The 13,134-nt window shown below is 65.0% G+C and carries 11 protein-coding genes; 4 read left to right on the top strand and 7 right to left on the bottom strand.

Going from position 1 to position 13,134, the window contains the following annotated elements; translation table 11 throughout:
- Position 1 precedes the first annotated feature (1 nt).
- From J0H39_07990 to J0H39_07970, 5 genes are all read right to left on the bottom strand, one after another.
- Positions 2 to 979 (bottom strand): ABC transporter permease, encoded by a 978-nt coding sequence (locus J0H39_07990; protein ID MBN9496680.1) that lies wholly within the window; start codon positions 977 to 979, stop codon positions 2 to 4.
- A 66-nt stretch (positions 980 to 1,045) separates the two neighbouring features.
- The gene (locus J0H39_07985) at positions 1,046 to 2,623 is read right to left on the bottom strand and encodes an ABC transporter substrate-binding protein (protein MBN9496679.1); all 1,578 of its coding nucleotides are present in this window, start codon (positions 2,621 to 2,623) and stop codon (positions 1,046 to 1,048) included.
- Between the two features lie 118 nt (positions 2,624 to 2,741).
- Complete coding sequence (locus J0H39_07980) at positions 2,742 to 3,650, bottom strand: LysR family transcriptional regulator (GenBank protein ID MBN9496678.1); 909 nt, start codon at positions 3,648 to 3,650, stop codon at positions 2,742 to 2,744.
- Between the two features lie 10 nt (positions 3,651 to 3,660).
- Positions 3,661 to 5,250: an ABC transporter substrate-binding protein gene (locus J0H39_07975; GenBank protein MBN9496677.1), complete on the bottom strand. Its 1,590-nt coding sequence runs from the start codon at positions 5,248 to 5,250 to the stop codon at positions 3,661 to 3,663.
- Positions 5,251 to 5,430: 180 nt separating this feature from the next.
- Entirely contained in the window at positions 5,431 to 6,945 is a 1,515-nt protein-coding gene (locus tag J0H39_07970; protein ID MBN9496676.1) for a M81 family metallopeptidase, read from the bottom strand.
- A 116-nt stretch (positions 6,946 to 7,061) separates the two neighbouring features.
- On the opposite strand from J0H39_07970, the gene argE reads away from it, so the two are divergent.
- Genes argE through J0H39_07950 form a run of 4 tightly spaced genes read left to right on the top strand, consistent with a single transcriptional unit; the run spans position 7,062 to position 10,865 of the window.
- On the top strand, positions 7,062 to 8,249 hold the full coding sequence (argE, locus tag J0H39_07965; protein MBN9496675.1) for an acetylornithine deacetylase: 1,188 nt from the start codon (positions 7,062 to 7,064) through the stop codon (positions 8,247 to 8,249).
- A complete protein-coding gene (locus J0H39_07960) occupies positions 8,246 to 8,851 on the top strand; it encodes an HAD family phosphatase (GenBank protein ID MBN9496674.1) in 606 nt (201 codons plus the stop codon). The genes argE and J0H39_07960 overlap by 4 nt, the downstream gene beginning before the upstream one ends.
- A 14-nt stretch (positions 8,852 to 8,865) precedes the next feature.
- Positions 8,866 to 9,819 carry a succinylglutamate desuccinylase/aspartoacylase family protein gene (locus J0H39_07955; protein MBN9496673.1) on the top strand — a complete coding sequence of 318 codons (954 nt, stop codon included), beginning with the start codon at positions 8,866 to 8,868 and terminating at the stop codon, positions 9,817 to 9,819.
- Positions 9,819 to 10,865 (top strand): AbrB family transcriptional regulator, encoded by a 1,047-nt coding sequence (locus J0H39_07950; GenBank protein MBN9496672.1) that lies wholly within the window; start codon positions 9,819 to 9,821, stop codon positions 10,863 to 10,865. The genes J0H39_07955 and J0H39_07950 overlap by 1 nt, the downstream gene beginning before the upstream one ends.
- Here J0H39_07950 and J0H39_07945 read toward each other — a convergent pair.
- Both J0H39_07945 and J0H39_07940 read right to left on the bottom strand, forming a co-directional pair.
- Positions 10,846 to 11,658: an SDR family oxidoreductase gene (locus J0H39_07945; GenBank protein MBN9496671.1), complete on the bottom strand. Its 813-nt coding sequence runs from the start codon at positions 11,656 to 11,658 to the stop codon at positions 10,846 to 10,848. The two genes, J0H39_07950 and J0H39_07945, sit on opposite strands and share 20 nt — an antisense overlap.
- A gap of 12 nt (positions 11,659 to 11,670) precedes the next feature.
- Positions 11,671 to 13,134 (bottom strand): AMP-binding protein, encoded by a 1,464-nt coding sequence (locus tag J0H39_07940; GenBank protein MBN9496670.1) that lies wholly within the window; start codon positions 13,132 to 13,134, stop codon positions 11,671 to 11,673.

Below are 13,134 nucleotides of genomic sequence, written 5' to 3'. Positions count from 1 at the left end.
GTTACTTGCCCATATCCCCGAGCCGCACGCGCGGATCGAGAATCGAATAGAGGATATCGACCACCAGATTGATGACGATGAACATCAGCACCACGATCATCAGATAGGCGACGATCACCGGGCGGTCGAGATTGTTGATGCTGTCGATGATCAGCTTGCCCATGCCCGGCCAGGCGAAGATTGTCTCCGTCACCACCGCGAAGGCGATGACCGAGCCGATTTCCAGGCCAACGACCGTGACGATCGGGATCAGGATGTTCTTCAGCACATGGATCAGAATCACGCGGCGCTTGGACAGGCCCTTGGCGCGCGCGAATTTGACGTAATCCATCGGCAGGTTTTCGCGCATGCCCGCGCGGGTCAGACGGATGACGAGGGAGATGTTGAACAGCGCGAGGTTCAACGCGGGCAGCAGCAGATGCTTCAACCCGTTGAGGGTGAAGATGCTGGAATGGATGCCGAGAAACGTGCCGACCTCGCCCCGCCCGGTCGAGGGCAGCCAGCCGAGTTCGACCGCGAAGATCAGGATCAGCATCAAGCCGACCCAGAAGCTGGGCAGCGAGAAGCCGAAGATCGAGCCCGCCATGATCGTCTTGGCGACGGTGCCGTCGGGCTTGTAGCCCGCATACATGCCCAGTGGCACGCCCAGCACGACCGACAACGCGACCGCGACGATCGCGAGTTCGAGCGTGGCCGGCATGCGCTGAAGGATGAGTTCGATCGACGGGATGTTGAACACGAAGGAGCGGCCGAGATCGCCCGCCACCGCGTTCACCACGAACATGACGTATTGCTCCCAGATCGGCTTGTCCAAGCCCAAGGCGGCGATGGCGCGCGCGCGTTCGGCCTGGTCGGCGTCGGGGGCGATGAAGATTTCGATCGGATCGCCGATCGCGAACACGCCGAAGAAGACGAGCAGCGACATCAGCAGCAGCACGAGGCTGCTTTGCATCAATCGGCGGATGATGAAAACGGTCATACGATGAGACTAACGTCGCGTGCCGGAAAACGGGAGCCCGGAATCATCCGGACCCCCGCAATCGGCTCAGCGCGGTTTGACGAACTGCGCCAGCGTGTACTCGTCCGTCCGCGACTGGTAAGTCAGGTTCGAACGCAACGCCCAGATATTGACGGCGTAGTAGAGCGGGATCAGCCCGTAATCGCGGACCGCGACTTCCGAGGCTTCGATCAGCAGCTTTTCGCGCGCCGCCGGATCGATCGTCTGCAACGCCTTGGAGAGCAGCGCGTCCATCGCGGCGTTGGAGTAGCGGCCGCGATTCGAAGCGCCGTAGCCGGCGTCCGGATTGACCGTGGCGAGCAACGCGCGCAACGGCGACGAGGTTTCGCCGGTATCCGAGCCCCAGCCGACCAGCATCAACGAGTAGGCGTAGGTCGGGCGGTTCGACTGGGTCGCGAAGGTCGCCCAAGGCAGCGTCACGACCTGCGTTTCGACGCCCGCGCGCGTGAACATCGGACCGATCGCCTGCAGGACCTTGTCGTCCTCCGGATAGCGGTCGTTGGGGCCGTGGATCGTCAGCTTGAAGCCGTTCGGGAACCCGGCGTCGCGCAGCAGCGCTTGCGCGGCTTGGGTGTTGAACGCGTCGGGCTTCAAGTTCGGCGACACGCCGTACATGCCGTCGGGCAGCAAGCCGCCCGCCGGGATCGCCTGACCGTCGAAGATCTGGCGGGTGATGCCTTCGCGGTTGATCGCCTTGGACAGCGCTTCACGCACGCGCTTGTCCTTCAGCGGATTCTTGGCGAGCGGCTGGCCGGTCGCCTTGTCGAAGGCGAAGGGTGTCGCGTCGCGTTCCTGATCGAGATGCAGATAGATCAGGCGCGTCGAGGTGATCGTCTCGATGCCGATCGCCTGGTTCTGGCGCATGCGCGGCAGATCGGCGGTTTGCACCTGGTCGATGATCTGCACGTCGCCCGACAGCACCGCGGCCGAACGCGCGGAGGCGTTGGTCATGATGCGCACGGTCGCGCTCGCCCAATGCGGCTTCGGACCCCAATAGGCGTCGTTGCGTTCCATCGTCACGCGGTCGCCCGGCACGAAGCCGGTGAACTTGAACGGGCCCGTGCCGATCATCGCCTTGCCGGCGTTGAAATCGGCGGTCGGCGCTTCGACGTTGCTGCCCTTGACGATGTTCACGACCGCGAGGTCGATCGGCAGCATCGGCCGCGGGGCCGGCGTCTTGATGATCAGCGTGTACGGGTCGGGCACGGTGACGTCGAGACCGCGCACCATCGCCGCGAAGGACGACGGCGAATTCGGGACCCACGGCACGCGCTTGAACGTGGCGACCACGTCGGCGGCGGTGAAATCCGAGCCGTCGTGGAACTTCACGCCGCGGCGCAGCTTGATTTCCCACGTCGTGTCGTCGGTCGCGCGCCAGGATTCGGCCAGGCCCGGCGTCGGGCGCTGACGCTCGTCCATATGGACGAGACGGTCGAAAAAGTGCTGCGCGATGCCGTTATTGGGCCCGAGATTGTGGAAATGCGGGTCCATCGACGTGATGTTGCCGCCCACACCCACGGTCAGGGCTTGAGCGGAAACGTCGGTCGCGGAGGCGAAGCCAAGCGCTGCGGCCAGCGCAAGCGCCGTCAAAGTCGGTCTGTTCATGATGGTCTCCCTGCGCCGGGGCCGTTCCCCCGGCAGGGCGATACTTTAGGCCGGGCGGCCGGGATTTGTCGCTTCGAATCTGGTCAAGGGGCCTTGCCGCCCGGGTAACGGCTGACTTCTAGCGTCCGCCCGCGGCCAAGCGGCGATAGCTGGCGGCCGTGGCTTTCAAGGCTTTGACGAAACCGTCGACCGCCGGCCCTTTGGCCGTCGGGCTCAGCACCGCCACGAATTTCTGCCACAGCGTCGGCCGGAACGGCCGCGCGACGGTGCTGCCGTCGCCTTCCGCTTGCAGCGCCGTCAAGCGGCTGACGACCGCGATCCCGATGCCCGCACGCGCGCAGCCCATCGCCGCTTGCCCCGACGAGGTTTCGACCCGCACCTTGGGGGTAACACCCGCCCGGCGGAACAATTCATCCAGCCGGCCGCGCAAGGCGAAGGGCCGATTGATCAGCACCATCGGCTCGCGGTCCAAATCCTTCGCCTCGATCGCCGCAAGCCGCGCCAAGCGATGGCCGCGCGGGATCAGGCAAACGGTTTCGATGTCGAGCAGCGGCACGGTTTCGTAGTTCCCGACATCGGCGGGCAAAGTCAGAATGACGATATCGGCGCGCCCGTCCTTCACCGCCGCCACGCCCGCCGAGGCCGATCCGTAATCGATGTCGAGCATCGTGTCGGGATGCGATTTGGCGAAGCGCACGATGCAATCGGGCAAAAAACGCTGCGACAGGCTGGGCGGGAACACCGCGCGGATACGGTCGCCGCCTTGCAGGCGCAGATGCGTCGCCGTATCGCCCAGCCCGTCGATCTCGCGGAACACGCGCTCGACCTCCGCCGCGAAGGCGCGGCCGGGCTGCGTGGGGATCAGCCGCCCTTTCTCGCGCCGGAACAACGAAAAGCCCAGCTCGTGTTCGAGCTGGGCGATCGTCCGGCTGATGGCGGAGGGCGCGATATTCAGCGTGCGGCTGGCCGAAGCCTGACTGCCGCTCGCCGCGACTTCGCGCAACACCCGCAGCGCGCGAAGTTTCAACGCGACTCCCTTAGTTCGCGGGGCGAACCATATGGGCGAGCGTGTACTCGTCCGCGCGCGGCGCATAAGCCACGTTGCGGCGATGGCCCCACAGGTTCACCTGGTAATAAAGCGGGATCAGGCCCACGTCGCCCACGCCGATATCGGCGGCCTCGGCGAGCAGCTTGGCGCGCGCGGGATCGTCGACGGTCGAGAGCGCCTTGGTCAGCACCTCGTCCATCTGCGGGTTCGAGTAGCGGCCGCGATTGGACGGGCCATAGCCGGTCTGCGGATTGACCGTCGCGAGCAGCGAGCGCAGCGGATTGGACATTTCGCCCGTCCCCGCACCCCAGCCGACCAGCATGACCGAGAACGAATAATTGGGCGCCGAGGCTTGCGAGGAGAACGTCGCCCAAGGCTGGGTCAAGACGCGCGTGTCGATGCCGATGCGGCTGAACATCGGACCGATCGCCTGGAGAACCTTCTCGTCCTCCGGGTAACGGTCGTTGGGGCCGTGGATCGTCAAACCGAAGCCGTTGGGATAGCCCGCCTCGGCCAGCAATTTGCGCGCACCTTCGAGATCGAAGGCTTCGGCCTTCTGGTTCTGCGGCGCCCCGAAGAAGCCCGGCGGCAGCAAGCTGCCGGCGGGAATGGCTTCGCCGTCGAACAAACGCTGCGCGATCGCTTCGCGGTTGATCGCCTTGGACAGCGCCTGACGCACGCGCTTGTTCTTCAGCGGATTGTTGGGCAGCACCGCGCCCTGCTTATCCGTGGCGAACGGCGTCTGGTCGCGGTTCTGGTCGAGATGGAGATAGATCAGGCGGTTCGACCCCGTCTTGGCGACGGCGGTCTGCGCGTTGGCGCGCACGCGCGCCAGATCTTGCGTCGGCACCTGGTCGATGACCTGCACGTCGCCCGACAGCAACGCGGCCGTGCGCGCCGACGGGTTGGTGATGATGCGCACCGTCACCTTCGCCCAATGCGACTTCGGGCCCCAATAGGCGTCGTTGCGTTGCAGGACGACGCGGTCGCCCGGCACGAACTCGACGAATTTGAACGGGCCCGTGCCGACCGCCGACTTGCCGGAATTGAACTCCGCCGTCGGCGCTTCGACCGCCTTGCGGCTGACGATGTTGACGATCGAAAGGTCCGTCGGCAGCAGCGGATAGGGGCGCGCCGTCTTGAAACGGATCGTGTAGGGATCGACGACGATCGTTTCGGTGATCGGGCGAGTCGCGATCGAGAAGGACGACGGCGAGTTCGGCACCCACGGCACGCGCTTGATCGTCGCGACCACGTCGGCCGCGTCGAAATCCGAACCGTCGTGGAACTTCACGCCGCGGCGCAGTTTGAATTCCCAGGTCGTGTCGTCGATCGGCTTCCAGGATTCGGCGAGGCCCGGGATCAAACGTTGCTGTTCGTCCTGATGGACGAGACGATCGAACAGATGGACGGCGATGCCGTTATTCGGCGCCAGATTATGGAAATGCGGATCCATCGAGGTGATGTTGCCGCCCAGGCCCATCGTCAGGTCCTGCGCACGCGCCGCGCCGGCGACGAGCGGCAACGCCACGACCGCAAGGGCCGCGAAGCGCGCGAGGCGGGATACTTTAACGTGCATTTCCGAAAATCCTTCCCGTTGGGGGCGTCGCATTCCTGACCCTAACCGGCCATCGGCGGCGCATGCATCTGTGTTCAGCACCGGACGTTCGCAGAAACCGGCCCTTTCTGGCAAGCCCCCCGCGTATTTCGCGAGCCGGCGCGGCACCCCGCGCCGGTGTCGGGGTATTGCGGCGGGCGTTCAGCGCCGCCCTTTCGGCGCCCATTGGGTATTCGCGTCCAGCGGGTAAACCGGGCGCGGCAGATTGCGGAACGCGATCCGTTCCAGCACCGGCGCGGTCAGGCCGCCGGTATCGACTTCGTAGACGCGCTCGGGTGGAAAGAATTCATCGAACCCGGCGCGGAAATGGCCGCGCGACTTGACGCAAACGCAGGCCGCCTTGGCGATGTCGAGGCCGTGCATTTCGAAAAATGCCGGGTCGGCGCATTGCTTGCGCGCGGTCGTCACCACCACGGTGACGCCGCCCAAATCCAACGCGGCGGTGGGCCCGAGATCGAGCTGCCGCCCGCCGAAAATCCCGCGCCGCCCGACGACTTTGCCGTCATGGACGGACAGCACCGTCGCGTCGCGCTCGAAGGCCTTGCCGAATTGGTCGGCATTCGCGCGGTTGAAGCGCGCGCGGAACTTGGCGCCCTTCCCTTTCGCGGCCGCTTCGGCAGCCAAGGCGCCATCGACGAAATTGCCGAGCAGCACGTTCGTCGCCTTGGCGTCGAGCAAGGCGAGCAGCAACTCGGTCGTATTGCCGCGCCCGCCGCCGCCGGGATTGTCGCCGGCATCGGAGAAAATCACCGGCGCCGTTTTGCCCGACGCGGCGTCGCGCGCCAATTCCAGCGCTTGTGAGATCGGCGTGAGCTTCTTCACGAAGCGATGGCGATCGGCCCAGCCGCGCGCGGCGAGGTTTTCGGCGACTTCGAACGCATGCGCCGTGCTGTCGCGCGACGTAGCGACGAACGCCACGCCGTTCTTGGGCGTGTCGCCGAAGACGAAGCCGCCGACGACGGAGAGATTCATCAAGCGATCGTCCCGCGCCATGATCGCTTCGGCTTCGTTCATCAGATCGGCATAAGGGCCGCTTGCCGTCAGCAGCGTGACCGAGGCGGGCGTGAGCGGCAGTCGCACGAAAGCGAGATGGCTTTTGCCGCCTGCCATCAACTCGGCGAGATGGCGCGCGCACTCCGCGCCGCGCTCGCGCTGATCGACATGCGGATTGGTGCGATACGAAACGAACGCATCGACCGCATCGATCATCGCGTCCGAAATCGCGGCATGTAGATCGACCGAAGCGACCACGGGTACGGGGCCGACGCAACGGCGCACGGTCTGATAAAGCTCGCCATCGGGATCGAAAGTCTCGGTCGCGGTCATCGCGCCATGATTGCTGATATAGACGGCGTCGACCGGCCCCGCTTGGCGCAGCATGCCGTCGATCTTGGCGAGGCAGGCGTCGAAGAATTCCTGCTCGATCGGCCCGCCCGGCTCGGCCGCCGCACAGAAAATCGGCACGGGCACCCAGCCCGGCGACAGGCGATCCATTTCGCGGAAAAAGCCGGGGAATTCGAGCGGGCAGGACGGCGTCGCCTTGCGCGCCTCGATCGCCAGCGCCTCGCCTTCCAGATAGCACAGGCGGCGAAAATCCTCCGGCGTCGTCGGCGGGGCGAAGGCGTTGCTTTCCAGATGGAAGCCGATCAACGCGATGCGCCGTGCCGATTTTTCCGTGCCCATTTTTCGCTGTCCTGAATTGCGCGACGTGAATTTGTGCCCACGGCGCAGTTTGGGCATACTCGCCCGCAACTTCGCAACCCGCACGACGGATGCCCCTTTTCATGAGTCGCGACCCCAGTCCGGAAGCCCTCGATCTCGTCAAAACGCTCGTTTCCTTCGACACAACCAGCCGCGACAGCAATCTAGCCTTGATCGATTGGGTGCGCGGTTATCTCGGCAAACTCGGCATCGACTCGCATCTCGTGTTCGACGAGACCGGCAAAAAGGCCAATCTGTGGGCGACGATCGGTCCGGCCGACAAGCCCGGCCTCGTGCTGTCGGGCCATACCGACGTCGTGCCGATCGACGGCCAGGAATGGACGGTCGAGCCGTTCAAGCCGATCGTGAAGGACGGGCGCGTCTACGGGCGCGGCACGACCGACATGAAAAGCTTCGTCGCGGTGTGCCTGTCGCTCGCGCCCGAATTCCAGAAGGCGAAGCTGAAGACGCCGATCCATTTCGCCTTTTCCTACGACGAGGAAGTGGGCTGCATCGGCGTGCGCCGCCTCATCGCCGATATCAAGCAGCGCGGCCTGTCGCCCGTCGGCTGCGTGGTGGGCGAGCCCACCAGCATGAAGGTGATCCGCGCGCATAAGGGGAAGCTCTCATTCCGCGGCCATGTGCGCGGCTTCGAATGCCATTCCTCGCTCGCCCCGCGCGGCGTCAACGCCGTGCAATACGCGGCGCGCATCGTCGATTACATCGCGCGCATGAACGAGAAATTCGCGGCCGACGGCCCGTTCGACGACGAGTTCGACATTCCGCACACGACCGCGCATACCGGCGTGATCCGCGGCGGCACCGCGCTCAATATCGTGCCGAAGGATTGCAGCTTCGATTTCGAATTCCGCCATCTGCCCGTGCACGATCCCAAGGTTCTGTTCGCCGAACTGGAAGCCTGGGTGCGCAAGGAGATCGAGCCGAAGATGAAGGCGATCCACGCCGATACCGGCGTGCGTTTCGAACAGATTTCCGCCTTCCCCGGCTTGAAGGGCGACGAAGACGCGACGGTGACGCAGGTCGCCAAAGCGGCTTCGGGCGGCAACGCGACCGGCAAGGTCGCCTTCGGCACCGAGGCCGGCTTGTTCGAAGCCGCCGGCATCCCCACTGTCATTTGCGGGCCCGGCGATATCGACCAGGCCCATAAACCCGATGAATTCGTGGCGCTGGAACAGATCGCGTTGTGCGAACAATTCCTGCGCCGCATGGTCGAACGTTTGGAAGCGAAAGCAGCATGAACCCCTCCATTGTCGTCTTCGATTTCGGCGGCGTGCTGGTCGATTGGGACCCGCGCCGCGTCTATCAACATCTGCTGCCCGACATGGCGGCGATCGAGGATTTCCTCGCGACCGTTTGCACGCCCGAATGGAACGTGAAGCAGGACGCGGGCCGCAGCATTGCGGACGCCGAAGCGGAATTGATCGCGCGTTTCCCCGACAAGGCGCATTTGATCCGCGCCTATTACGCGGGCCACGAAGTCGCGGTCGGCGGCGCCGTTCAAGGCACGGTCGATCTGCTCGAACGGTTGCACGCCAAGAACGTGCCGCTCTACGGCTTGACCAACTGGTCGGGCGAGACCTTCCCGCGTTCGCGCTGGCGCTTCGCGTTCATGGAACGCTTCCGCCATATCGTGGTGTCGGGCGACGAGAAATTGATCAAGCCCGATCCCGCGATCTATCGCACGATGCTGAAGCATATCGGCGCACCCGCCGAACAATGCCTGTTCATCGACGACTCGCCCAAGAACGTCGCGGGCGCCAAGGCGGTGGGCATGCACGCCGTGCATTTCCAATCGCCCGCGAAACTCGAAGCCGATCTCAAGGCGTTCGGATTGCTGTGAAGGGAACCCGTGCCTTGACCGACGAGAGCAACTATCCGATCGAACTGACCCCGCCGGACATCTCGGCCTACGCCAAGGGCAATACGGGCGTCGACTACGCGACCACATTCGATTCCGGCAAGGCGGGCCCGCATGTGTGCGTCAGCGCCCTCGTGCACGGCAACGAGCTTTGCGGCGCCATCGCCGCCGATTGGCTGATGCGCGAAGGTGTCCGGCCCCAGCGCGGCAAGCTGTCGTTCTTGTTCTGCAATATCGGCGCGTATCTCTCGTTCGATCCGAAAAACCCGCAAGCCTCGCGCTTTGTGGACGAGGATTTCAACCGCCTGTGGAACGAGGAAACGCTCGACGGGCCGCGCCGCTCGGCGGAACTCGCGCGCGCGCGCGCCATAAGGCCGTTCATCGACACGGTCGATCTGCTGCTCGACATCCATTCGATGCAGCACGCCACGCCGCCGCTGATGCTGTGCGGCCCGCTCGACAAGGGCAAGCAATTCGCACGCGACGTGTCCGTGCCCGAATTCGTCGTCGCCGATGCGGGCCATGCGGCGGGCAAGCGTCTGCGCGACTATGCCGGCTTCGGCGATCCCGCTTCCCCCCGCAACGCGCTGCTGGTCGAATGCGGCCAGCATTGGGAAAAGAAATCCGGCGACGTCGCCAAGGAAACGGCGTTGCGCTTTCTGCTCGCGACCGGTGCGGTGTCGCGCGATTGGATCGCGCCGCACTTGGCGCCCGCACCCAAGCCGCAGAAGATCGTCGAAGTCACGCAAGCCGTGACGATCCGCAGCGACGATTTCGCTTTCGCGCATCCCTATATCGGCCTCGAAACCATCCCGAAGGCGGGCACATTGCTGGCGACGGACGGCCGCGAGAAGGTTCTCACACCCTACGACAATTGCGTGCTGATCATGCCGTCGAAACGTTTGGGCAAGGGCCAAACGGCGGTGCGTCTCGGCCGCTACGTCGGCTGATGGGGAAATTCGACTTCCGCGCGATCGGCCTGGCGGTCGTTCTGGGCACGATCGGCGGCGCCTTCTTCAAATATCTGACCGTGCCGCTACCCTGGATGCTGGGCGCGATGTGTTTCACGACCATCGCCGCCATGTCCGGCGTCAAGGTCGCGATGCCGCGCCAATTGCGCAACGGCTTCGTCACCATCCTGGGCGTGCTGCTCGGCTCCGGCTTCACGCCCGCCGTGCTCGGCCGCATGGGGGAATGGGTCTACACGCTCGCGGCGCTGGTCGTTTGGGTCTTCGTCGCGGGCGGTGTCGCCTATGTCTATCTGCGCCGCGTCGCCAAGCACGACAAGACGACCGCGTTTTTCGGCGCGACGCCTGGCGGCCTCGCCGAGATGACGCTGGTCGGCAGCCAATACGGCGCCGATCCGCGCGTGTTGTCGCTGATCCATACCGTGCGCGTCATGGCGACGGTGCTGATCGTGCCGATTTGGTTCCGCTTGGAAGGCTTGGTCGGGCCGCTGCCCGCCAAAGCGACGATCGGCATTCTGGAAGTCGCGTTGCGCGATTACGGCATCCTCGCCGCCTGCGCCGTCGTGGGCGCCTATATCGGCATCAAGTTTCGCCTGCCGGCGGGCACGATGCTGGGGCCGATGGCCGTATCGATGGCCGTGCATATCGGCGGGTTCAGCGAAGCCCAGCCGCCTTACGAGATCGTCGCCGCCGCGCAGATCGTTCTGGGTTGCGCGATCGGCCAGCGTTTCGCGGGCTCCAAACTTTCCGTCATCGCGCGCCATGCGAGCCATGGCTTCGTCGTGACGATGATCATGCTGGGCTTGGCGATTCTGTTCGCCGCCGTGATGGCGCGCGTGACGCCGGAAAGCTTCGAAGCGCTCGTGCTCGCCTACGCGCCCGGCGGCTTCGCGGAAATGAGCCTCGTGGCGCTGGCGTTGTCGGTCGACGCGGCGCTGGTGGCCGCACATCACCTGTTCCGCATCATTTTCATCATCACGCTCGCGCCTTTGATATTCCGGCGCGGATTCATGAAATCTTCAACGTGACCCCGCCATCGACCGGCAGTGCCACGCCGGTCACGTATTTGGCTTCGTCCGACGCCAGGAACAGCGACGCGTAGGCGACATCCCACGCGTCGCCCATCTTGCCCGTCGGGCATAGGCGGTTGCGCGCCTCGATCATCGATTCGACCGAGCCGTCGCCATAGGCGCCCTTCAACGGCTCGACGATCATCGGCGTGTTCATCAAGCCGGGCAGCACGCAATTGGCGCGCACCCCGCGCGCGGCGTATTCCAGCGCCACCGCTTGGGTGAAGGGGATGATGGCGCCCTTCGTAGTGCTGTAGGCGATATAGGGCACGCCCAAATAGCGAATGCCCGCGATCGACGCGATGTTGACGATCGCCCCGCCCTTCCCGGTCGCTTCGAACTGCCGGACCATCGCGGGCAGCACGGTCTTGCAGGTCAAAAACATGCTTTTGAGATTGATCCGCACGACGCGGTCCCAATCCGCTTCGTCGAGCTCGACCGGCCCGCCTTTGGTCACGATGCCGACATTGTTGTGCAGAATGTCGATGCGCCCCCAACGCGCGAGGCATTCGCCCACCAACGTATCGACATCGCGCTTGGCGCTGACATCCGCGGCGAACACCTGCGATTCGCCGCCTTCGTCGCGGATGATCGCGGCGGTTTCCTCGGCCGCCGCGCGGTTCATGTCGACGCAGGCGACCTTGGCGCCTTCGCGCGCATAAAGCACGGCAACAGCCTTCCCGTTGCCCCAGCCGGGACCGGACGAACCCGCCCCCGTCACGATCGCGGTCTTGCCCGTCAGCCGGCCCATGTCTCCTCCCCGTTATGAAAGGCGTTGGCGCAGTTCCGTTTTTAGTATTTTGCCGTAGGCGTTTTTCGGCAGCGCGTCGACGAAGATATAACGTTTCGGGCGCTTGAAGCGCGCGATGTTGTCGAGGCACAGCGCGTCGAGCGCTGCTTGCGTGACGCTGTCGTCGCGCCGCACGACGAAGGCGACGACGCTTTCGCCCCATTCGGGATCAGCGGCCCCGACGACCGAGACCTCCGCCACGCCCGGATGGCGTTGCAACACTTCCTCCACCTCGCGCGGATAGATATTCGATCCGCCCGAGATGATCAGATCCTTGGAGCGATCTTTGAGCGTGAGATAGCCGCGCGCGTCGAATTCGCCGACATCGCCGGTGTGCAGCCAGCCATCCTTCAGCGCCTTGGCCGTGGCGGCTTCGTCGCGCCAATAGCCTTTCATCACGCTGTCCCCACGCACCAGCACTTCGCCGTCTTCGGCCGTGCGCACCTCGACGACCGTTTGTGCCGTGCCGACCGAGCCCAGGATCGCGTCGTCGCCCGCCTTGTGCGCGGCTTCGATCGCGGCGCGCGTCATCCCGGTGATGCACATCGGGCTTTCGCCTTGGCCGTAAAGCTGGGCGAAGCGATAGCCGAGTTTGCCGATCGCGGCTTTGAGGTCGGCGACATACATCGGCCCGCCGCCATAGACGATGACGCGCAGATTGCCGGGCTCGATCCCCGGATGCTCGACCAAGCGCTTCACCATCGTCGGGGCCGCGAACATCGTGACCTTATGCCAGCGCTTCCACAGCGCCTGGATTTCGGCGGGATCGAAGCCGCCGCTTTCCGGCACCACTTGCGTCGCACCGATCGCGAGCGTCGGGAACATATAAAGCCCCGAACCGTGCGACATCGGGGCCGCGTGCAGCAAGCAGCCGCCCGCTTCCGGCGGATCGATATCGGCGTAATAGCTCGTCGCCACCGCCAGCGCGTTGCGATGGGTGATCATGGCACCCTTGGGCCGCCCGGTCGTGCCGCTGGTGTAGAACAGCCACAGCAGATCGTCGGGTTCGGCAGGCGCGAGATCGATCGGATCGGCGAAGAGCTTGCGCCAATCCGCCCCGCCGATCTCGACCATGCGCGCCGAACTGCCGCTCGCGGCGACGTTCTCGCCCATGTCGCGCGAATGGAAGACCAGCGCCGCTTGCGAATGGTCGAGGCAATAAGCGAGCTCCTTGGGGTGGAGCTTCACGTTGACCGGTACGGCCGCATAGCCCGCCCACCAGATCGCGTAGATCGCCACCGCATAATCGGTCGAATTCGCGGCGACAATGGCGATGCGCGTTCCAGCTGCGTATCCCAGTCCGCGCAATCCGCCCGCCAGCTGGGCGACTTGGGCGGCCATGCCAGCCCAATCGGCGACGACCGCATCGCCGCGCCCCAAAGCGGGACCGGCCGGATCGCGCTTGGCGTTACGCAGCAGATGGGCGGCGAGGTTCAT

The organism is Alphaproteobacteria bacterium, from assembly GCA_017308135.1.
Taxonomy (GTDB): Bacteria; Pseudomonadota; Alphaproteobacteria; order CACIAM-22H2; family CACIAM-22H2; genus Tagaea.
Note: the sequence above shows the minus strand (reverse complement) of the source record. Positions and strands in the feature narration are given on the sequence as shown.